Origin of the sequence: Microbacterium sp. NPDC090014 (genome assembly GCF_044748285.1) — a bacterium.
GTDB lineage: Bacteria > Actinomycetota > Actinomycetes > Actinomycetales > Microbacteriaceae > Microbacterium.
In genome coordinates this window covers 1507585-1527937 of the sequence record NZ_JBIVFS010000001.1, presented here as the reverse complement: position 1 = coordinate 1527937, position 20353 = coordinate 1507585, and the positions used below count along the sequence as shown (strand labels likewise).

Annotated in this window: 19 protein-coding genes and 1 riboswitch; of the genes, 16 read left to right on the top strand and 3 right to left on the bottom strand. The window is 69.1% G+C overall.

Going from position 1 to position 20353, the window contains the following annotated elements; translation table 11 throughout:
• The first annotated feature begins 151 nt into the window (after positions 1-151).
• The 8 genes from ACIPV5_RS07210 to ACIPV5_RS07175 are packed head-to-tail and all read left to right on the top strand — an operon-like array spanning position 152 to position 8634.
• Positions 152-1606 (top strand): fumarylacetoacetate hydrolase family protein, encoded by a 1455-nt coding sequence (locus ACIPV5_RS07210; protein WP_320491365.1) that lies wholly within the window; start codon positions 152-154, stop codon positions 1604-1606.
• Positions 1603-2289, top strand: coding sequence for a GntR family transcriptional regulator (locus ACIPV5_RS07205; protein ID WP_053095412.1), 687 nt, complete (start codon positions 1603-1605; stop codon positions 2287-2289). The genes ACIPV5_RS07210 and ACIPV5_RS07205 overlap by 4 nt, the downstream gene beginning before the upstream one ends.
• A complete protein-coding gene (gene hpaE, locus ACIPV5_RS07200; protein ID WP_053095411.1) occupies positions 2286-3782 on the top strand; it encodes a 5-carboxymethyl-2-hydroxymuconate semialdehyde dehydrogenase in 1497 nt (498 codons plus the stop codon). The genes ACIPV5_RS07205 and hpaE overlap by 4 nt, the downstream gene beginning before the upstream one ends.
• A gap of 13 nt (positions 3783-3795) precedes the next feature.
• Entirely contained in the window at positions 3796-4959 is a 1164-nt protein-coding gene (gene hpaD / locus ACIPV5_RS07195) for a 3,4-dihydroxyphenylacetate 2,3-dioxygenase (protein ID WP_053095410.1), read from the top strand.
• A gap of 50 nt (positions 4960-5009) precedes the next feature.
• Positions 5010-5795 carry a fumarylacetoacetate hydrolase family protein gene (locus ACIPV5_RS07190; protein WP_295102880.1) on the top strand — a complete coding sequence of 262 codons (786 nt, stop codon included), beginning with the start codon at positions 5010-5012 and terminating at the stop codon, positions 5793-5795.
• Complete coding sequence (locus ACIPV5_RS07185; RefSeq protein ID WP_285363156.1) at positions 5780-6583, top strand: HpcH/HpaI aldolase/citrate lyase family protein; 804 nt, start codon at positions 5780-5782, stop codon at positions 6581-6583. The genes ACIPV5_RS07190 and ACIPV5_RS07185 overlap by 16 nt, the downstream gene beginning before the upstream one ends.
• A 58-nt stretch (positions 6584-6641) precedes the next feature.
• A complete protein-coding gene (locus ACIPV5_RS07180) occupies positions 6642-7889 on the top strand; it encodes an MFS transporter (RefSeq protein WP_400340524.1) in 1248 nt (415 codons plus the stop codon).
• Positions 7890-7911: 22 nt separating this feature from the next.
• Positions 7912-8634 carry a DUF6882 domain-containing protein gene (locus tag ACIPV5_RS07175; protein ID WP_400340522.1) on the top strand — a complete coding sequence of 241 codons (723 nt, stop codon included), beginning with the start codon at positions 7912-7914 and terminating at the stop codon, positions 8632-8634.
• 20 nt (positions 8635-8654) lie between these two features.
• On the opposite strand, the gene ACIPV5_RS07170 is transcribed toward ACIPV5_RS07175, so the two are convergent.
• Positions 8655-9131 (bottom strand): DUF4188 domain-containing protein, encoded by a 477-nt coding sequence (locus ACIPV5_RS07170; protein WP_230101193.1) that lies wholly within the window; start codon positions 9129-9131, stop codon positions 8655-8657.
• A 65-nt stretch (positions 9132-9196) separates the two neighbouring features.
• Between ACIPV5_RS07170 and ACIPV5_RS07165 the strand changes: the two genes are divergently transcribed.
• Complete coding sequence (locus ACIPV5_RS07165; protein ID WP_261987829.1) at positions 9197-9757, top strand: TetR/AcrR family transcriptional regulator; 561 nt, start codon at positions 9197-9199, stop codon at positions 9755-9757.
• A 61-nt stretch (positions 9758-9818) separates the two neighbouring features.
• Positions 9819-10373 (top strand): hypothetical protein, encoded by a 555-nt coding sequence (locus tag ACIPV5_RS07160; protein WP_056277411.1) that lies wholly within the window; start codon positions 9819-9821, stop codon positions 10371-10373.
• 102 nt (positions 10374-10475) lie between these two features.
• Here ACIPV5_RS07160 and ACIPV5_RS07155 read toward each other — a convergent pair whose 3' ends face one another.
• The gene (locus ACIPV5_RS07155) at positions 10476-11354 is read right to left on the bottom strand and encodes a bifunctional methylenetetrahydrofolate dehydrogenase/methenyltetrahydrofolate cyclohydrolase (protein ID WP_056277410.1); all 879 of its coding nucleotides are present in this window, start codon (positions 11352-11354) and stop codon (positions 10476-10478) included.
• Positions 11351-12625, bottom strand: coding sequence for a serine hydroxymethyltransferase (gene glyA, locus ACIPV5_RS07150; RefSeq protein ID WP_053095402.1), 1275 nt, complete (start codon positions 12623-12625; stop codon positions 11351-11353). Before glyA ends, ACIPV5_RS07155 begins: the two co-directional genes overlap by 4 nt.
• A 35-nt stretch (positions 12626-12660) precedes the next feature.
• Positions 12661-12745: riboswitch (ZMP/ZTP riboswitch) on the bottom strand.
• A gap of 52 nt (positions 12746-12797) precedes the next feature.
• On the opposite strand from glyA, the gene ACIPV5_RS07145 reads away from it, so the two are divergent.
• From ACIPV5_RS07145 to ACIPV5_RS07120, 6 genes are all read left to right on the top strand, one after another.
• Complete coding sequence (locus ACIPV5_RS07145) at positions 12798-14327, top strand: family 20 glycosylhydrolase (protein WP_400340519.1); 1530 nt, start codon at positions 12798-12800, stop codon at positions 14325-14327.
• On the top strand, positions 14324-15490 hold the full coding sequence (nagA, locus tag ACIPV5_RS07140) for an N-acetylglucosamine-6-phosphate deacetylase (RefSeq protein ID WP_372984374.1): 1167 nt from the start codon (positions 14324-14326) through the stop codon (positions 15488-15490). The genes ACIPV5_RS07145 and nagA overlap by 4 nt, the downstream gene beginning before the upstream one ends.
• Before the next feature lie 428 nt (positions 15491-15918).
• Positions 15919-18183, top strand: coding sequence for a sigma-70 family RNA polymerase sigma factor (locus ACIPV5_RS07135; RefSeq protein ID WP_400340517.1), 2265 nt, complete (start codon positions 15919-15921; stop codon positions 18181-18183).
• Between the two features lie 30 nt (positions 18184-18213).
• Positions 18214-18585, top strand: a complete 372-nt coding sequence (locus tag ACIPV5_RS07130) for a YrdB family protein (RefSeq protein ID WP_053095398.1) — start codon at positions 18214-18216, stop codon at positions 18583-18585.
• Positions 18582-19946: an FAD-linked oxidase C-terminal domain-containing protein gene (locus ACIPV5_RS07125; RefSeq protein WP_320491164.1), complete on the top strand. Its 1365-nt coding sequence runs from the start codon at positions 18582-18584 to the stop codon at positions 19944-19946. Before ACIPV5_RS07130 ends, ACIPV5_RS07125 begins: the two co-directional genes overlap by 4 nt.
• Positions 19939-20346: an NUDIX domain-containing protein gene (locus ACIPV5_RS07120; RefSeq protein ID WP_187250104.1), complete on the top strand. Its 408-nt coding sequence runs from the start codon at positions 19939-19941 to the stop codon at positions 20344-20346. Before ACIPV5_RS07125 ends, ACIPV5_RS07120 begins: the two co-directional genes overlap by 8 nt.
• The last annotated feature ends 7 nt before the right edge of the window (positions 20347-20353 follow it).

The window sequence follows — 20353 nt, the reverse complement described above, 5'->3', positions numbered from 1 at the left end:
GGTGTCTCCTTTGATTGTGACCGCATTGTCACGGCTCGCGTCCGAGGTGTGTCGAGTTGCTTGCCGAGGGGTGACACGATGATATATGATTTCGAATACGACGCACAAGGCGTCGACGTGAAGCGCGAGGAGGCGCCCCGTGACGGCATCCATGACCCGCCCCGGCAAGATCATCGCGATCCATCTGAGCTACGCCTCCCGAGCCGATCAGCGCGGCCGGCGCCCCGCAGCCCCCTCCTACTTCTTCAAACCGGCGAGTTCCGTCGGCGTCTCCGGGGGCACGGTCGAGCGCCCGGCCGGCACCGAGCTGCTCGCCTTCGAGGGCGAGATCGCGCTCGTCATCGGCACCCCTGCCCGCCGCGTCTCGCTCGATGACGCGTGGAGCCATGTCGGCTGGGTCACCGCCTCGAACGACCTCGGCCTCTACGACCTGCGCGCCAACGACAAGGGATCCAACGTGCGCTCCAAGGGCGGCGACGGCTACACGCCTCTCGGCCCCGAGCTGATCGACGCGCGCGCAGTCGACCCCGCGGCCCTGCGCGTCCGGGCCTGGGTCAACGGAGACCTGCGTCAGGACGACACCACCGCCGGCCTCATCTTCCCCCTCGCCCAGCTGGTCGCCGACCTCTCTCAGCACTTCACGCTCGAACCCGGCGACGTCATCCTCACCGGCACGCCGGCGGGTTCCTCCGTGATCGTCCCCGGCGACGTGGTCGAGATCGAGGTGGATGCTCCGGATGCCGAGGGCTCCCCCTCCTCGGGACGCCTGGTGACCACCGTCACCCAGGGCGATGTGCCCTTCGACGCCGAGGTCGGCTCGCTTCCCGCCGTCGACGACCTGCAGCGCACCGAGGCATGGGGCTCCCGCGAAGACGCGGGTCTGCCGCCTGAGGCCACGTCCGCGCTGTCCCCCGAGCTCCGCGCCAAGCTGATGGAAGCTCCGACAGCCGGCCTCTCGTCGCAGCTGCGCAAGCGCGGACACCACTCGTGCTTCATCGATGGCGTCTCTGCGAACCTCCCCGGCAGCAAGATCGTCGGCACGGCCAAGACGCTGCGCTTCGTGCCGTTCAGAGAAGACCTGTTCGCGAGCCATGGCGGCGGATACAACGCCCAGAAGCGGGCGTTCGATGCCGTCGGCGAGGGCGAGATCATCGTGATCGAAGCGCGCGGCGACGCGACCACCGGAACACTGGGCGACATCCTCGCGCTCCGCGCCCGCGCCCGCGGCGCCGCCGGAGTCGTGACCGACGGCGGTGTGCGCGACTTCGACGCGGTCGCCGAGATCGGCCTCCCGGTCTTCTCGCAGGGCGCTCATCCCTCCGTCCTCGGACGCAGGCACGTGCCGTGGGACTCCGACGTCACCATCTCGTGCGGCGGCGCCACGGTCCAACCGGGCGACATCATCGTGGGCGACGGCGACGGCGTCATCGTGATCCCTCCCTCGCTCGCCGAGCAGGTCGCAGACGATGCTCTCGCGCAGGAGATCGAGGACGCGTGGATCGCCGAACAGGTCGCCGCCGGACATCCGGTCGACGGCCTCTTCCCGCTCAACGCCGCATGGCGGGAGAAGTACGAAGCCGCCACCGGCACCGGTGCCGGCTCATGACGACGGTGGCGAACTCCAGCAAGTCGGAGCAGGCGTACGCCTGGATCCGCTCGCGGATCTCGGGACACGTCTTCGGCCCCGGTTACCGTCTGGTGCTGGGATCGTTGGCGGAAGAGCTCGGGATGAGCGTCGTGCCGGTGCGTGAAGCGATCCGCCGGCTCGAAGCCGAGGGCCTCGTGACGTTCGAGCGCAACGTGGGCGCGCGGGTGACCCTCGTCGACGAGAGCGAATACGCGCACACGATGCAGACGCTCGGGCTGGTCGAAGGCTCGGCCACCGCCCTCTCCGCTCCCTTCCTCGACGCCGAGGCGCTCGACGCCGCGGAGGCGGTGAACGAGCGGATGATCCAGATGCTCGGTCATCTCGACGCCCACGCGTTCACCGAGCTCAACAGGCAGTTCCATTCGCTGCTCTTCGAACCCTGCCCGAATCCGCACCTGCTCGACCTCGTGCACCGCGGCTGGGCGCGGCTGTCCGGCATCCGGGATTCGACCTTCGCCTACGTGCCCGGCCGGGCTCAGCACTCGGTCGAGGAGCACGCGCAGATCCTCGAGCTGATCCGAACGGGCGCCGACCCGCTCGAGATCGAGCTCGCCGCCCGCAACCACCGCCTGCGCACGAGGGACGCCTTCCTCGACGCGCTGCACACCCGTTCTCACCACAACTCAGGAGACGAGTCATGACCGATTCCCGCATCCCCGCAGACCTGCCCGACCACATCCAGCACTACATCGACGGAGCGTTCGTCGACTCCGTCGACGGTGACACGTTCGATGTGCTCGATCCGGTGACGAACAAGACCTACACGACCGCAGCCGCCGGCAAGAAGGCCGACATCGAGCTCGCCGTCGCCGCTGCCACGCGCGCGTTCGACGAGGGCCCCTGGCCTCGGATGCTGCCGCGGGAGCGCTCGCGGGTGCTGCACAGGATCGCCGACATCGTCGAGTCGCGGGATGCCCGCCTCGCCGAGCTCGAGTCGTACGACTCCGGCCTGCCGATCACCCAGGCGCTCGGCCAGGCCCGCCGCGCGGCCGAGAACTTCCGCTTCTTCGCCGACCTGATCGTCGCCCAGTCCGATGACGCCTTCAAGGTTCCCGGCAAGCAGATGAACTACGTCAACCGCAAGCCGATCGGCGTCGCCGGGCTCATCACCCCGTGGAACACGCCGTTCATGCTCGAGTCGTGGAAGCTCGGCCCCGCACTCGCGACCGGCAACACCGTGGTGCTCAAGCCCGCCGAGTTCACGCCGCTCTCCGCCTCGCTCTGGGCGGGCATCTTCGAGGAGGCCGGGCTGCCGCAGGGCGTGTTCAACCTCGTGAACGGCCTCGGCGAAGACGCCGGAGACGCCCTCGTGAAGCACCCCGACGTGCCGCTCATCTCGTTCACGGGCGAGAGCTCGACCGGACAGCTGATCTTCGGCAACGCCGCACCGTTCCTCAAGGGCCTGTCGATGGAGCTCGGCGGCAAGTCCCCCGCCGTCGTCTTCGCCGATGCCGATATCGAGGCGGCGGTCGACGCGACGATCTTCGGCGTGTTCTCCCTCAACGGCGAGCGCTGCACCGCCGGCTCCCGCATCCTCGTCGAGCGCTCCATCTACGAGGAGTTCGTCGAGCGCTACGCCGCCCAGGCGAAGCGCGTGAAGGTCGGCTACCCGCACGACCCGGCCACCGAGGTCGGCGCGCTCGTGCACCCCGAGCACTACGACAAGGTGATGAGCTACGTCGAGATCGGCAAGACCGAGGGCCGCCTCGTCGCCGGCGGCGGCCGCCCCGAGGGCTTCGACGAGGGCAACTTCGTCGCGCCGACGGTGTTCGCCGACGTCTCCCCCGATGCCCGCATCTTCCAGGAGGAGATCTTCGGCCCCGTCGTCGCCATCACCCCGTTCGACTCCGACGACGAGGCGCTCTCGCTCGCGAACAACACGAAGTACGGCCTGGCCGCCTACATCTGGACGAACGACCTGAAGCGCGCCCACAACTTCGCGCAGTCCGTGGAGGCGGGCATGGTGTGGCTGAACAGCAACAACGTGCGCGACCTGCGCACCCCCTTCGGCGGCGTCAAGGCTTCGGGCCTGGGCCACGAGGGCGGCTACCGCTCGATCGACTTCTACACCGACCAGCAGAGCGTGCACATCACGCTCGGCGGCGCGCACAACCCGACCTTCGGCAAGAACTGAGCAAGGACCCGACATGACCGACAAGACTGCGAAGACGCTGACCTCCTCGGGCTACTACGTGAGCCAGGAGGCTCCGATCGAGACCGCCAACCCGATCGCGACGCCCGAGAGCACTCCCCCGGACGTGCTGCGCTGCGCCTACATGGAGCTGGTCGTCACCGACCTCGCGGCCTCGCGGGTGTTCTACGTCGACGTCCTGGGGCTGTATGTCACCGAAGAGGACGACGAGGCGATCTACCTCCGCTCGACCGAGGAGTTCATCCACCACAACCTCGTGCTGCGCAAGGGGCCGATCGCCGCTGTCGCCGCGTTCTCCTACCGCGTGCGCTCGGCTGAGGATCTCGACCTCGCCGTGGCGTTCTACACCGAGCTCGGCTGCGACGTGCGCCGCAACCCGGAGGGCTTCGTCAAGGGCGTCGGCGACTCGGTGCGCGTGGTCGACCCGCTGGGCTTCCCCATCGAGTTCTTCCACCAGTCCGACCACGTCGAGCGCATGTCGTGGCGCTACGACCTGCACATCCCGGGCGAGCTCGTTCGACTCGACCACTTCAACCAGGTCACCCCCGACGTGCCCCGCGCCGTGAAGTTCATGCAGGATCTGGGCTTCCGCGTCACGGAGGACATCCAGGACGACGAGGGCACCGTGTATGCGGCGTGGATGCGTCGCAAGCCCACCGTGCACGACACCGCGATGACCGGCGGCGACGGTCCGCGTATGCACCACGTCTGCTTCGCGACGCACGAGAAGCACAACATCTTGGCGATCTGCGACAAGCTCGGAGCCCTCCGCCGCTCCGACGCGATCGAGCGGGGCCCGGGCCGTCACGGCGTCTCGAACGCGTTCTACCTCTACCTCCGCGACCCCGACGGTCACCGTGTCGAGGTCTACACGCAGGACTACTACACGGGCGACCCCGACAACCCCGTCATCACCTGGGATGTGCACGACAACCAGCGCCGCGACTGGTGGGGCAACCCGGTCGTCCCGTCCTGGTACACCGAGGCCTCGCTCGTGCTCGACCTCGACGGCAACCCGCAGCCCGTCGTCGCCCGCACCGACGACTCCGAGATGGCCGTCACGATCGGCGCCGACGGCTTCTCGTACACGCGACCCGGCGACGACGAGGCCATGCCGGAATACAAGCAGGGCGAGTACAAGCTCGGCCACCAGCTCTGATCGATTCATCCGCAGGTTCGCACGCAGGTTCGCACACAGAGGAGAGACGGATGCTGTCACCTGACATCGTCGCGCAGATCGCCGGAGAGCTCGCCGAGGCCGACCGGACCCACTCGGTGATCCCCCGGATCACCGCCCGGTACCCGGACGCGACGGTCGAGGATTCGTACGCGATCCAGGGGGTCTGGCGCGACTCGCAGATCGCCGCAGGACGCCGTCTCGTCGGACGCAAGATCGGATTGACGTCGAAGGCGATGCAGCAGGCCACCGGCATCACCGAGCCCGACTACGGGGTGATGTTCGACGACACCGTCTACGAGTCGGGTGCCGAGATCCCGGTCGACCACTTCTCGAACGTGCGCATCGAGGTCGAGCTCGCGTTCGTGCTCAAGCATCCGCTCGAGGGGCCCGACTGCACGCTCGACGACGCCCTCGCCGCGATCGACTACGCCGTGCCGGCGCTCGAGGTGCTGAACTCGCACATCGAGCTCGAGGGCAGGACGATCGTCGACACGATCAGCGACAACGCCGCCTACGGGGCCATGGTCCTCGGCGATGTGCACAGGCGCCCGGACGAGATCGACCTGCGATGGGTGCCCGGCGTGCTCTCGCGCAACGGCGAGATCGAGGAGACCGGAGTCGCCGCCGGCGTGCTGGGCCACCCCGCCACCGGCGTCGCCTGGCTCGCGAACAAGTTCCACCAGCACGGCGCGCGTCTCGAGGCCGGCGAGGTCATCCTGGCAGGATCGTTCACACGCCCGATGTGGGTGTCTCGCGGCGATCAGGTGCTGTGCGACTACGGACCGATGGGAACGATCGAATGCCGCTTCATCTGAGCCCCTCCTTTCGCGAGCATCTCGCCGCCTCCGATCGCCCGCTCATCGGGATGTGGGCGTGCTCCGGCAGTTCTCTCGTGACCGAGGTGGCTGCGGGCTCGGGCCTCGACTGGCTGCTGATCGACATGGAGCATTCGGCCAACACGCTCGAGTCCACGCTGCTGCAGCTGCAGGTCGTCGCCGCCTATCCGATCACCCCGGTGGTGCGCGTGCCGTCCAACGACACCGTGGCGATCAAACAGGTCCTCGACCTCGGAGCACAGAACCTCATCGTCCCGATGGTCTCGTCGGCCGAGGAGGCACGCGCGGCCGTCTCGGCGACCCGCTATCCGCCAGAGGGTGTCCGAGGAGTCGGGAGCGCGCTCGCCCGCAGCGCCCGCTGGAACCGGGTCGACGGCTACCTGCGCGACTCGGCGCGGCACACCTCCCTCATCGTGCAGATCGAGACGGTCGCCGGGGTGGAGGCCGCCTCCGAGATCGCGGCGGTCGAGGGCGTGGACGCCGTGTTCGTGGGCCCGTCCGACCTCTCCGCGTCGATGGGCCTGCTCGGGCAGCAGACGCATCCGGATGTCGTCGCCGCCGTCGAGCAGGTGTTCGCCGCGGTCGCGGCCGCAGGCACGCCCGTCGGTGTGAACGCCTTCGATCCCTCCGCCGCCGATGCGTACACCGCCGCCGGCGCGGACTTCGTGGCGGTCGGTGCCGACGTGGCGATGCTGGCACGCGCATCCGAGGCTCTGGCCGCCCGCTTCATCCCGGCATCCGACGACACGACCCGCGCCAGCTACTGACGCCTGCCGCTGCCCTCGAGTGGCAGGATTGACGGATGCAGAGCAGCGACGAGCCGTCATGATCCGCGCCCTCGCAGCGATGCAGGACCGAGGATTCCGCTGGTTCTTCCTCGCCCGCGCCATCACTCTGATCGCAGGGTCGATGTCGTCGATCGCGCTGGCCTTCGCCGTGCTCGAGATCGACAACGACGCACGCTCGCTCTCCCTGGTCCTGGCCGCCTTCACCATCAGCAACATCGTCTTCCTGCTCTTCGGCGGCGTGATCGCCGACCGGCTGCCTCGCGCGCTGATCATCCAGTCCTGCTACGTCATCGACATCCTGACGGTGGGCGCGATGGCCGCCCTCCTGTTCAGCGGCACAGCCACGGTTCCCCTGCTCGCTCTGCTGTCGGTGGTGAACGGTGCGTCCACCGCGTTCGTCCTCCCCGCCATGCAGGGGATCATCCCGCAGCTGACCTCCCCCGAGCACCTGCAGCAGGCCAACGCGATGCTGTCGTTCGTGCGCTCGGCGACCACGATCGGCGGCCCGATCATCGCGGGCATCGTCGTGGCCGCGGCCGGCCCCGCCTGGGCCATGGTCGTGCAGGCGATCGGCTGGGTCATCGCGATCCCCGTCCTGGCGATGGTCCGACTGCCTCCGCCTGATCATGCGGGCGGAACCACGATGTTCCACGACCTCAGGATCGGGTGGCAGGAGTTCTGGAGTCGCACGTGGCTGTGGGTCATCGTTCTCGCCTTCATGGTCATGAACGCGATCCACATCGGCGCGTGGGGCGTCGTCGGTCCGTACATCGCCAAGAACGACGAACGGCTCGGCATCGCCGGCTGGGGGTGGGTCGTCAGCGCCGAAGGCGTCGGCATCCTGCTCATGACCCTCGTCCTGATGTGGTTCCCGCTGAAACGCCCCCTGCGCTACGGCATGATCGGCATGGCCGCGTTCGCGATCCCGCTCACCGTCCTCGGCGTGCACCCCGCGGTGGTGCTGCTCGCCATCGCCGCCTTCCTCGCCGGCGCCGGGGCCGAGGTGTTCAGCACCGGGTGGAACCTCGCGATGATGGAGAACATCCCGGGCGACAAGCTGTCCCGCGTCTCGAGCTACGACATGCTCGGCAGCTTCGTCGTGATGCCGATCGGCACCCTCGTCTACGGCTGGCTGATCACCCGCAGCGATGTCGAGACGGTGCTGGTCACCTCGGGGATCCTCTATGCCGTGCTCGCCGCCGTGACACTGGTGGTACCGAGTGTCTGGCGGATGGGCCGCCCCTCCGATGCACTGTCCCCGCGCTCGGAGTTGGCGGATTCATAGCAACCCGGGCGAGACTGTGGGCATGACCTTCGCCGCGCTCCAGCCGCTCGCAGACCGTGCCGCACTGTTCTCCGCCCTCCGTCAGGACTCCCTGGCCACCGCCCTCGAGGACCTCGGTGACAATCGATGGGATGCCGACATGGCGGCGGGCACCCTCACCTTCACCTCGAACGCCGATGCCACGCGCCGGCTCGTGGCCCGCGCCCACCTCGTCGCGACGATCGCCCCCGGTCCCCGCTCGCTGCTCTGGGCGTGGGCGCACCCGCAGGGCGACCCTGCCGGCATCGCCGGCCAGCTGCGCGATTACGGCAGGGAGCACGGCATCCCGGAGCTGAGCGAGCAGGAGCTCCCCTTCCCCGCGGACGCCGCCGGCGACGCCGACTGGATCACCGCAGCCGCCCACACGGTCGGCGCGGTCGCGGTCGAGCTCACCGGTCGAGCGCCCTACTACCTCGCGCCGGTCGGCGGCGGCACGTACGCCGTCTTCCTGCTCGATGCGCCGCTCCCCACCCTGACCGTCGCCGCAGCCTCCATCGCCCTTCCGCGGATCCTCTCGGGCCTGGCTCTGCCTGATGCCCGGACGGCGGTCTGGGACGCCGCCCGTCTCGCCGGGTGGAACCTCACGTGGACCGACGAGGCGTTCTCGGGGGCCACGGTCGCCGACGGCACGGGCACTGCGACCTTCCGCTTCGACGACCAGGCTCGCATCACGAACATCGAGAGCAGCCTGCACCCCCAGGGCTGAGCTCTGATGACGCCGGCGCGTCAGCGACCCATCCGCTGGCGCGCCGTCTTCATGCCCGGCCCCACGGGGACGTGCGCGGTCGCCGCCGCGAGTCCGAATGCCGGCATGTCGACGTAGACGGCCTCCAGATCCGCTGTCGGCACCTGATAGGTCTCATGCCACACGCCGACGCTCCCCGTTCCCTGCAGCGTGCGCATGAAGTCGCGCCAGGGCTGCAGATGGGGTGCGTCGCGGTCGGCGGCGAACCGCTGCAGATGCCCCGGACTCTCCCAGTACGACAGCAGGATCGTCGTGCGACCGAACCAGCTGTGCACTCCGAGCATCCCCGCCTCCGGGTGCGTCACGAGATGCTGCAACATCGGGGGCATCTTGCTGGCCGTCCGCCACACCCTGCCGAGCTGCCACCACCGATTGGCTCGCATCCCGATCAGGAAGACCGTCACATCCGATCGTTCCGGAGCGGCCGTGAACCTGCCGGGGAAGACGTGCTGAGTCATGCGCTCTCCTTGGAACATCGTTACGTAACTGCGTTATGCAACAACGTTACGATAAGATCGATCCCATGGCAAGACCTCCCCTGTACGACGACGCCCTGCGCGACCGCCTGCTCGACGCGACGGCCGAGATGGTCGACGACAAGGGACCCGAGCGGATCAGTCTCCGCGACATCGCACAGAACGCCGGCACCTCGACCTCAGCGGTCTACGCGCTGTTCGGCGGGAAGACCGAACTGCTCGTCGCGGTCATCGAGCACGGCTTCGCGTCGTTCGGCGAGGCGCAGGCCACGGCCGAACCGGAAGGGCTCCGCGCACTCGGATTCGCGTATCGGACGTGGGCTATGGAAAATCCCGCGCTCTACCGCCTCATGTTCGGCGGCGCAGTGGCGACCGAGGACTGCCGCCCCGATGACGCGACCATGAGCACGGCGATGGCGCCGCTCGTGCGCGCGCTCGCGGCCCGCGTCGACGAACCGCAGGTCATGGCCGCCGCTCTCACCGTCTGGGCGCAGGTGCATGGAGCCGTGAGCCTCGAACTCGCCGGGGTCACTCCCCCGCTCGTCCCGTGGGACTCCGTCTACGGCACCGTGGTCGATGCGGTCGAACGCGCGTTTCCCGCACGCTGATCCCCACCAGGCTCCGCACGGAGATGCCGCGGCATCCGAGAGTGTGTGGAATTCTGGTCAGATGAAGAACGGAATCGTCCGGTTCGCCGCACTCTACGTGTTCAACGTCGCGGTGCTGCTGCTCATCGGCCTGCTGTCGTCGGGTGTCTCTGTCGGGTTCACCGCGCTGTGGGCGGCCGTCATCCTGACGCTCGCGGCGCTCTTCGTGAAGCCGCTGCTCACCGCGGCGTTCCGCAACGCGGCGGCGAAGTCCGCGGCCGATCGCACGAGAACCGGCGAGAAGGTCGTCCAGTACGTCCTCGTCTATCTCGTCGAGCTGCTCATCTGGGTGGCCGTCGTCTGGCTGAGCGGCGTCCGAGCCTCGGGCTTCTGGAGCTACGCGCTCCCGCCGCTCTTCCTGCTGTTCGGCTGGATGATCTACGACCAGGTCGACGACAGGCTGCGGGCGAAGGCCGGCGAGCTGTACGACGCCGTGCAGGGCAAGGTGTCGCGCCGCAAGCCGGCGCCCGCAGCCTCCACGCCCGCCCCGGAGACGACCGCCGCCGCGGAGGCGCGGGAGGAGCTCCACGACGGTCTGACCCCGGAGCAGCGGCGGATGCTCGACGAGCTGGGCTGAACGCAGACGGTCCCGATCCCGGGCCTCACACCGATCCGCACGCGGATCGGAAGGGGAAGTCCACGGATCGGGACCGACGATGCAGATCGAGACCGGCGACGGTCAGACCAGGCGTTCCGCCGCCTCGACGACGTTGGTCATGAGCAGGGCGACGGTCATCGGACCGACTCCGCCCGGGTTCGGCGACACCCAGCCCGCGACCTCGGCGACATCCGGGTGCACGTCTCCGAAGACGAGGTTCTTGCCCGTCTCGGGGTCGGTCTCGCGGGTCACGCCGACGTCGAGCACGGCGGCCCCCGGCTTGACATCCTCGGCGCGGATGAGGTGCTTGACGCCCGCGGCGGCGACGATGACGTCGGCCTCCCGCAGGTACCGCGGCATGTCGACCGTGCCGGTGTGCGTGAGCGTGACCGTCGCGTTCAGGTCGCGTCGCGTCAGCAGCAGGCCGATCGAGCGACCGATCGTCACGCCTCGTCCGACGACCACGACGTGCTTGCCGGCGAAGTCGTAGCCGTTGCGCAGCAGCAGCTCGATGACACCGCGCGGCGTGCACGGCAGCGGGGTGTGGATCGGGTTGTTGACGTTGAGCACGAGTCGACCGAGGTTGGTCGGGTGCAGTCCGTCCGCATCCTTCGCCGGGTCGATCCGCTCGAGGATCGCGTCCGTGTCGATGTGCTTCGGCAGCGGCAGCTGCACGATGTATCCGTGGCAGTCCGGATCGGCGTTGAGCTCGTCGATCAGCGCCTCGACGTCGGCCTGGGTGGCATCGGCCGGCAGCTCGCGTTGGATCGAGTTCATCCCGATCGCCTCGGACTGACGGTGCTTCATACCGACGTAGAGCTGAGATGCCGGGTCGGCTCCGACGAGAACGGTCGCGATGCCGGGCACCACGCCCTTCGCCTTCAGCGCGGCGACCCGTTCGGTGAGCTCGGCCTTGATCGCGGCCGACGCCGCCTTGCCGTCGAGGATCTTCGCGGTCACTGCTGCAGGTCCGGGTAGAGCGGGAAGCCTGCGGCGAGCGCATCGACACGCGCACGGAGCGCCTCGACGTCGGCGCCGGGGAGCAGCGCGAGTGCGATCACGTCGGCGACCTCGGTGAACTCGGCGTCGCCGAAGCCGCGGGTGGCGAGTGCCGGCGTCCCGATGCGCAGACCCGAGGTGACCATCGGCGGGCGCGGGTCATTCGGCACCGCATTGCGGTTGACGGTGATGTGGATGTCGTGCAGCAGGTCCTCGGCCTGCTTGCCGTCGATCGCGGCGTCACGCAGGTCGACGAGCACCAGGTGCACGTCGGTGCCGCCGGAGCGCACTCCGATGCCGGCATCCTTCACATCCTGCTGCGAGAGACGCTCGGCGAGGATGGACGCTCCGCGCAACGTGCGCTCCTGGCGCTCCTTGAACTCCGGGGTGCCCGCGAGCTTGAACGCCGTCGCCTTCGCGGCGATCACGTGCATCAGGGGGCCGCCCTGCTGCCCCGGGAACACAGCCGTGTTGAGCTTCTTCGCGAGGTCGGCGTCGTTCGTCAGGATGAAGCCCGAACGGGGGCCGCCGATCGTCTTGTGCACGGTCGACGAGACGACGTGCGCGTGCGGCACCGGGTTCGGGTGGAGGCCGGCGGCGACGAGGCCGGCGAAGTGCGCCATGTCGACCCAGAGCAGCGCGCCGACCTCGTCGGCGATCGCACGGAAGGCGGCGAAGTCGAGCGTGCGCGGGTATGCCGACCAGCCGGCGATGATGACCTTCGGCTTGTGCTCGAGGGCGAGGCGACGCACCTCGTCCATGTCGATGGTCGAGGTCTCTGGGTCGACGCCGTAGGCGACGATGTCGTACAGGCGGCCGGAGAAGTTGATCTTCATGCCGTGAGTGAGGTGACCGCCCTGGTCGAGGGCGAGGCCGAGCAGCGTGTCGCCGGGCCGAGCGATCGCGTGCAGCACGGCGGCGTTCGCGGATGCTCCCGAGTGCGGCTGGACGTTGGCGAACTCCGCGCCGAACAGGTCCTTGGCGCGCTGGATCGCGAGCTCCTCCGCGACGTCGACCTCTTCGCAGCCGCCGTAGTAACGACGGCCGGGGTATCCCTCGGCGTACTTGTTCGTCAGCACCGAGCCCTGGGACTGGAGCACGGAGACGGGCACGAAGTTCTCGGATGCGATCATCTCGAGGAACGTCTGCTGCCGTGCGAGCTCTCGGTCGAGGACCTGTGCGATCTCGGGGTCGACCTCGGAGAGTGGGGCGTTGAAGTAACGGTCGGTCATGACATGCTCCTCTGACAACGGATTCGAAGGGTGTACCTATCGGCCCAGGCGCGCGGTCGAATTCCGTGGTCAGTCGCTCCCCGGTGGTAGTCCACCCAGACGCCAGTCGCGACGTGAGAAAGCATAGCGGATTTCCCTGTGCTGCCGACTCTGCGCACGGTAGGTTTTGTTCATGGTCCTTCCCCATTCCATGCCCCTTGTTCCTCTTCCCGCTTCCTCCATCGCCGTGGATGGTCGGCTGCCCGTCTCCGACGGCTTGCGAGTCATCGGCGCCTCCCCCGCGGCGGCCCAGCTGATCGACGCCGTCGCGCGCCGCAGCGGCATCCGGCTGTCGCACTCGACGGACAGCGACGGCGCCGGCGACGGCGTCGCGTCGACGATCGTCCTGCGGATCGACCCCACCACGGCGCCCGAAGGATACGGGCTCACAGTCGGCGACTCCGTCGAGATCGTGGGCGGCGACGAGGCAGGACTCTTCTACGGCATGCAGACGCTGCTGCAGCTGCTCCGCGAGGACGGCGAGGGATGGGCGTTCCTGCGCGCCGAGATCACCGACGCGCCACGATTCGCACGTCGCGGCGTCATGCTCGACGTCACGCGTCACTTCTTCGACGTCGATGAGGTCAAGAAGTTCATCGACAGCACCAGTGCCCTGAAGTTCAATCACCTGCACCTGCACCTCAGCGACGACCAGGGCTGGCGCATCCAGATCGACTCGTGGCCGAAGCTCACCGAGCTCGCCTCGTCCACGGCCTCCCTCGGCGACCCCGGCGGCTTCTACACGAAGGACGACTATCGCGAGATCGTCGCGTACGCCGCTGAGCGGCACATGGTCGTGATCCCTGAGATCGACCTCCCCGGTCACACGCACGCCATCGGCGTCGCGTATCCGGAGCTCGTCGAGGATCCGGTCATGAACGACAGCCTGATCGCCGAATCGGCGCGCCTGGGGCAGCCGCTCCCCGTCGCAGGCGAGCCCTATCTCGGGTGGGGCGTCGGGCACTCGAGCGTCCGCATCCATGACGAGCGCACCTACGAGTTCGTCCGTGACGTCGTGCGCGAGCTCGCCGAGATGACCCCGGGTCCGTACATCCACATCGGCGGCGACGAGTCCCTCGGCACCCCGCAGGCGGACTTCGATCTGTTCGTCGAGCGCGCCACCGCGATCGTGTTCGAAGAGGGCAAGATCCCCGTCGCCTGGCACGAGGTGGGCGCAGCGAAGGACATCGCCGAGGGGACGATCGGCCAGTACTGGGGCAAGACGACGCCCGAGGGATCGCACGCTGAGGAGGCGGCGCACTTCGTCGAGCGTGGCGGGGCGCTCATCATGTCGACCGCCGACGTCGCCTACCTCGACATGAAGTACACCGAGGATTTTCCGCTCGGACTCACCTGGGCCGCGATCATCGATGTCCGCAGGGCGTACGAATGGGAGCCGACCGCTGTGCTCGACGTCCCGGAGTCCGCGATCCTCGGCATCGAGGCTCCGCTGTGGAGCGAGACCACCCGCACCCTGAGCGAGGTCGAGCAGCTGGTCTTCCCGCGGGCCGCCGCTCAGGCGGAGGTCGCGTGGTCACCGCGCGACGCCGACGGCCGGGACTGGGAGTCGTTCCGCGGGCGACTCGGCGCACTCGCCCCGCTGTGGAAGGCTGAGGGCGTGGACTTCCACCCCGCAGACGAGATCCCCTGGAGCGAGCGATGACATCCGTTTCGACAGCGACGGGATCGGTCGTCATCCACTCGGCCCGACTGATCGACCACGGCGTCGAGGTCGCGGACGCCTGGGTTCGCATGGAACACGGGCGGGTCGCCGCTCTCGGCACCGGCCAGACGTGGGCCCCCGCCGATGAGGTCGTCGACGCGACCGTCGTCGCCGGGCCGGATGCCGTGCTCACACCCGGATTCATCGACATCCACTGCCACGGCGGCGCCGGAGCGTCGTTCGACGACGGGCCGGAGGCGATCCGCTCGGCTCGCGCTCTGCACCGCGCTCATGGCACGACACGATCGGTGATCTCCCTCGTCACCGCCCCCGTCGACGCCCTCGCTCGACGCGTGGCGCAGATCGCCGACCTGATGGAGTCGGATGCCGACATCCTCGGTTCGCATCTGGAAGGGCCGTTCCTCGACCCGGCGCACCACGGAGCTCACGAGCCGTCGCTGCTGCGCACTCCGACACGAGACGACGTCGCCCGCCTGCTCGACGCCGGCCGCGGGACGATCCGGCAGGTGACGATCGCACCGGAGCTCCCCGGCGGTCTCGAGGCGATCCGGATGATCGTGGACGCCGGCGCTGTCGCAGCGGTGGGACACACGAGTGCGGATGCCGCGACTGCGGACGCGGCATTCGAGACCGGCGCCTCCGTGCTGACCCACGCCTTCAACGCCATGCCCGGAATCCATCACCGAGCGCCGGGGCCGGTACTGGCGGCGGCGGCCGACCGCCGCGTGGTGCTCGAGGTGATCGCCGACGACATCCACCTCGACCCGCACGTGGTCAAGCTCGTGTTCGACTCGGCACCCGGTCGCGTCGCACTCATCACGGATGCCATGGCGGCTGCCGGCAGCGCCGACGGGCACTACGACCTGGGTGCGGTGAGCGTGACGGTCCTCGACGGCATCGCGCGCGCGGACGACACGGGATCGATCGCGGGGTCGACGCTCACCCTCGACGTGGCGCTGCGCAGGGCGACCGCGGCGGGCGCACCTCTCACGGAAGCCGTCCGGGCGCTCACCGAGACACCGGCGGGAGCGATCGGATACGGCGACCGGATCGGTCGCCTGGCGGTCGGGTTCGTCGCTGACGCGGTGCTGCTGAACGCACAGCTGCAGGTCGCTCGCGTGTGGATCGGCGACCGGCCGTAGCCCGGTGCGGGTGAGGGGCCGCCGTTCCCCAGATCGGCGACCCCGTCACAATTCCCCCCACGTTGCGAGAGCTGGCGGGCCGAGCGCTCCTCCCCCGAGGTGCCCGACCCACCATGCCGGTGCACTTACCCCTTGCACCAGCGCCTGAGCTCCGCCCCCCGGTGGAGCCCCATGGCTGTCTCTAGTGATGAGACGACGTCGACGCCGATTCATTACGCGATTTCTCAGATCTTTTTTCACGGTTCTTCCGCGCGCCCGACTGATCTGCCCGTGATCAGGTCTTTATTCGCCCCCGGTCTTCTGCGAGCACTTTTCGAGAAGGGGTGGCAAGCCTGAGAGATAGGAGAGAGAATGGAGATGACGCGTGATGAAAATGGGGTTCACGCGTCTCTTCATGTGGAGGCGCACTCGCGCTCCACGACAGATGGATGACAGTGGATCAGGACAGCACTTCACACGAGGAAACGATCGCCGACGCCGATCTCGTCCTGCGCACCCGCTCGGGTGACGCGGCGGCCTTCGGCGAACTGTGGAGGCGGCACTATCCCTCCGGCATGTCGGTCGCGCGATCGATCACGTCGTCGATCGACCCCGACGACCTCGTGCAGGAGTCCTACACCCGCATCTATCAGGCGATCATCAAGGGCGGCGGACCGAACGGATCGTTCCGCGCCTACCTGTTCACGAGCATCCGCAACACCGCCGCCGCCTGGGGCCGCTCTCGACGCGAGTCCGCCATCGACGAGCTCGACTCCGTCGCCGATCCCGACAGCACCGACCAGGCGGCCAACGAGGCCCTCGATCGCAGCCTGACCGCGCAGGCGTTCCGCAGCCTGCCCTCCCGCTGGCAGGAAGTGCTCTGGTACACAGAGATCGAGCAGATGAAGCCGCAGGAGGCCGCGACCCTGCTCGGTATGAAGTCCGGCGCCGTCTCGCAGCTGGCTTTCAGAGCGCGTGAAGGACTTCGCGAAGCGTGGATCCAGGCTCACCTCCGCAGCGCGGCCGAAGGTTCCGACTGCCGGTGGACCATCGAGCACCTGGGTGCCTACTCGCGCGGCAACCTCAGCACGCGAGACCACAACCGTCTCGAGCAGCACCTCGACCAGTGCGCACGCTGCATGATCGTCGCCGCTGAGGCGAAGGACGTCTCCAAGCGGCTGGCCCTCGTGCTGCTGCCCCTCGTCCTCGGAGTCACGGGTTCCGCAGGCTACCTCGCCACCCTCCAGGGTGGCGGTACGCCCATCGTCGCGCTCGCGGCCATGCCCTCGGGGATCACCGAGGGAGCTGTCGTGGCTGCGGGAGGCGGAGCAGCCGCCGCCGGATCGTCGAGCGGCACCGGTGGAGCCGGCGCGACCGGCGCAGGCACAGCGACCGGTGGCGGAGCCGGTGGCACGGCGACCGGAGGCATCTTCAGCGGAGTCGGTGCGCTCGTCAGCGCAGGATCGGCGGCCCTCGTGGTCGCCGGCGTCGTGGCGGCCGCCACAATCATCCCGAGCCTCACGGGCGCGACGCCCGCGGCATCGATGCCGAGCGCGGGCGACAGCGATTCCTCGTCGATCAGTGCAGACGTCGGGCCCGACGAGTCGATGTCCGACGACAAGACGCCGATCGTCGATGAAGCGGAGACCGAGCCCGAGCCCGTCACCCCGCCCGTCGAAGCACCCGTCACCCCCCAGCCCGCTGAGGACATCGCGCCGGCGATCGTCTCACCCCCGGCCCCGACCGAGTCGACCGCGCCGGCACTGCCCGAGTCCACGTCCCCTCCCGTGGACGAAGAGCCTGACGACGAGAACCCCGACGGCGAGAACCCCGATGGCGAGGTCCCGGGCGAGAACCCCGGAGAGACCCCCGGCGGCGAAACCCCCGGCGAGAACCCCGGAGAGACCCCCGGCGGCGAAACCCCCGGCGAGAACCCCGGAGAAACCCCCGGCGGCGAAACCCCCGGCGAGAACCCCGGAGAAACCCCCGGCGGCGAAACCCCCGGCGAGAACCCCGGAGAAACCCCGGGCGGCGAAACCCCCGGCGAGAACCCCACGGAACCGGCCGCGCCGACGACTCCGATCGAAGTGAGCCTCGCGAGCATCTGCCTCGACGCACGCGCTGTCACCTATGTGACCGTGAATGTGTCCGGCGAACCGGGCGCGGACATCGAAGCGCTGCTCGGCGGACGCCGCGGCGGCGTCGACGGCACATCGCTGAGTGACGCAGGGACCGGCACGATCGAGTTGCGCCCCGGTCTCGTCCAGATTCTCCTCGGCGCGCCCCTCGAGGTCCACTACGTGACGGCGTCCGGTCCGATGCTGCCGACGACCACGAGCCTCTCGGCTCTCGGGGTGACCCTCGGTTCCGTGGCCCTCGCTCCCTCGTGCGGAGGGCCGGCTGCGGATCCCGCCGAGACGGTACCCTCCGAGCCGACTCCGGACGACGCGATCGCGCCGATCCCCGAGCCGACGGACGAGGCAGCACCCGCTGCCCCGACCGAGTCCCCGGACGCCGAGGCGTCCCCTGAGACGCCGGCACCCGAGACGGAGGCCCCGGCCGCTCCCGTCGAGACCGCTCCTCCGGCAGAGCCCGTGACCGAGGACCAGACCGCCCTTCCGGCAGAGCCTGCCCCCGCTGACGACACCGCGCCCGCCGACGAGACCGCGCCGGTCGACCAGGTGGCCGCAGACGAGGCCGCGCCCGCGCTCTGACCCGCCATCGGCGGCGAATAGACTGGATCCATGTCCCAGGATCCCGCCTCCGTTCCCGGCGTCGACCGCCCCACCATCACCGCTCTCGACGTCGTCCGATCGGTCGTCCTGATCGTCGCAGTGGGCACCCTCGCTCTGTGGGGATTCGCCACCTGGCCCTTCCCGTACAACGTCATCCTCGGCATCGGGGCTCCGGTCGTCGTGATCCTGATCTGGGCGCTCTTCCTCTCGCCGCGACCCGTCCTGCGACTGCATCCGTTCCTTCGCGTCGTCGTCGAGCTGCTGATCTACGTCGGCGTCACGATCGCGTGGTGGCTGATGGACCAGCCCCTCATCGGCATCGCGTTCGCCGTGGTCGCCGTCGGCGCAGGCGTCGTGAGCGGCCGGCGTCGCATCCGATGAGCGCCCTCGACCTGCTCGTCGCCGCACTCGGCGACATCGTCGACACCGATGCGACGGTCCTCGAAGAAGCCCGCGCCGACAGATCGGGGCATGCGGCGCCCGGGCGGCCGCTCGCGGTCGTGCACGCCGAGACGGTCGAGCACGTCCAGACGGTGATGCGCATCGCGGCCGAGACGGCGACCCCTGTCGTGGTGCGTGGCGCCGGCACCGGTCTCGCCGGCGCGGCGAACGGCGGCGAGGGCGAGATCGTCCTGTCCACTCGCCGGATGACCGCGATCCACGAGATCCGGGCCGACGACCTGCTTGCCGTCGTCGAACCCGGAATCCTCAACGCCGACCTCAACGACGTGCTCGCGGAGCACGGACTCTGGTGGGCGCCGGATCCTGCGAGCCGCGCGATCTCGACGGTCGGCGGCAACATCGCCACCGGAGCGGGTGGGCTGCTCTGTGCGAAGTACGGCGTCGTGCGAGACGCGGTCCTCGGTGTCGATCTGGTTCTCGCCGACGGCCGACTGCTGCACCTCGGCCACCGCAGCGTCAAAGGCGTGACAGGACTCGACCTCACCTCGCTCGTGATCGGCTCCGAGGGCACGCTGGGCGTGGTCGTCGGCGCCACCCTCAAGCTGCGCCGACTGGTCGAGGGAACGACCTGCACCGTGACGGCCGTCTTCCCCGATGTGCGTGCCGCAGCGTCCGCCTCGGCCGCGGTCACCGCCTCGGGTGCGCAGCCGGCGATCATGGAGCTGATGGACTCCGCGAGCCTCGCCGCCGTCGCAGCCCTGCTCGACCTCCCCTCGCCCGTGGCCGGGAGCGCCCAGCTGACGATCCAGACCGATGGTCCGGCGGCAGTGGCCGAGGCGACGATGATCTCCGACATCCTGACGGCTCATCAGGGTGTGACCGAGGTCTCCCATGACCGCGAAGAAGGAGAGCGCCTCCTGGCCATCCGGCGTGCCATGCACCCCGCCATGTCGGCGCTCGGCACGACCCTCATCGAAGACGTGTCGGTGCCGCGCAGCGCCATGCCCGCCATGTTCGACGAGATCGCCCGCATCGAGAAGGCCTACTCGATGGCGATCCCCACGGTCGCTCACGCGGGCGACGGCAACCTGCATCCGAACTTCATCTTCGAGGGCGCAGAGCCTCCCGCTGAGGTCTGGGCGGCGGCGGACGAGCTGTTCCGGGCCGCGATCGCGCTCGGCGGCACGCTGACCGGAGAGCACGGCATCGGAACGCTGAAGAGCCGCTGGTTGGCCGACGAGCTCGGAGACGACCAGTGGGAGCTGCAGCGTCAGATCACTCGGGTGTTCGATCCGCTGGGAATCCTCAACCCCGGCAAGGTCTTCGCTCCCGATGCCTGACATCCACGTCAGCGCCGCGGTCATCGTCGATGACGCCGGCAGGGTGCTCGTCGTGCGCAAGCAGGGCACGACGCGCTTCATGCAACCCGGCGGCAAGCCCGAGCCCGGGGAGACCCCGTCGCAGACGCTGATCCGCGAGCTGCACGAAGAGCTCGGCCTTCGCCTGGATGAGGGCGATCTGGAGCCGCTCGGCACGTTCGTCTCCGAGGCGGCCAACGAGCCCGGTCACCGAGTCGTGGCCGACGCGTTCTCGGTGTCCATCGCCGCGGCGGAGGTCGTCGTCCAGGCGGAGCTCGCCGAGCTGCGATGGATCACACCCGCGGATGCCGAGACGCTGCCGCTGGCGCCGCTCAGCATCGAGCACCTGCTGCCGCTTGCGTGGCCGACGATTCGGCCCTGAGAGCCGA

Coding starts and splice junctions, on each gene's coding strand:
- ACIPV5_RS07120 (WP_187250104.1), top strand. CDS start 19,939: ATGCCTGACATCCACGTCAGCGCCGCGGTCATCGTCGATGACGCCGGC.
- ACIPV5_RS07135 (WP_400340517.1), top strand. CDS start 15,919: ATGACAGTGGATCAGGACAGCACTTCACACGAGGAAACGATCGCCGAC.
- ACIPV5_RS07170 (WP_230101193.1), bottom strand. CDS start 9,131: ATGACTCAGCACGTCTTCCCCGGCAGGTTCACGGCCGCTCCGGAACGA.
- glyA (WP_053095402.1), bottom strand. CDS start 12,625: ATGACCGACCGTTACTTCAACGCCCCACTCTCCGAGGTCGACCCCGAG.
- ACIPV5_RS07205 (WP_053095412.1), top strand. CDS start 1,603: ATGACGACGGTGGCGAACTCCAGCAAGTCGGAGCAGGCGTACGCCTGG.
- ACIPV5_RS07180 (WP_400340524.1), top strand. CDS start 6,642: ATGATCCGCGCCCTCGCAGCGATGCAGGACCGAGGATTCCGCTGGTTC.
- ACIPV5_RS07165 (WP_261987829.1), top strand. CDS start 9,197: ATGGCAAGACCTCCCCTGTACGACGACGCCCTGCGCGACCGCCTGCTC.
- ACIPV5_RS07125 (WP_320491164.1), top strand. CDS start 18,582: ATGAGCGCCCTCGACCTGCTCGTCGCCGCACTCGGCGACATCGTCGAC.
- ACIPV5_RS07185 (WP_285363156.1), top strand. CDS start 5,780: ATGCCGCTTCATCTGAGCCCCTCCTTTCGCGAGCATCTCGCCGCCTCC.
- ACIPV5_RS07160 (WP_056277411.1), top strand. CDS start 9,819: ATGAAGAACGGAATCGTCCGGTTCGCCGCACTCTACGTGTTCAACGTC.
- hpaE (WP_053095411.1), top strand. CDS start 2,286: ATGACCGATTCCCGCATCCCCGCAGACCTGCCCGACCACATCCAGCAC.
- ACIPV5_RS07210 (WP_320491365.1), top strand. CDS start 152: ATGACCCGCCCCGGCAAGATCATCGCGATCCATCTGAGCTACGCCTCC.
- ACIPV5_RS07175 (WP_400340522.1), top strand. CDS start 7,912: ATGACCTTCGCCGCGCTCCAGCCGCTCGCAGACCGTGCCGCACTGTTC.
- ACIPV5_RS07190 (WP_295102880.1), top strand. CDS start 5,010: ATGCTGTCACCTGACATCGTCGCGCAGATCGCCGGAGAGCTCGCCGAG.
- nagA (WP_372984374.1), top strand. CDS start 14,324: ATGACATCCGTTTCGACAGCGACGGGATCGGTCGTCATCCACTCGGCC.
- hpaD (WP_053095410.1), top strand. CDS start 3,796: ATGACCGACAAGACTGCGAAGACGCTGACCTCCTCGGGCTACTACGTG.
- ACIPV5_RS07130 (WP_053095398.1), top strand. CDS start 18,214: ATGTCCCAGGATCCCGCCTCCGTTCCCGGCGTCGACCGCCCCACCATC.
- ACIPV5_RS07145 (WP_400340519.1), top strand. CDS start 12,798: ATGGTCCTTCCCCATTCCATGCCCCTTGTTCCTCTTCCCGCTTCCTCC.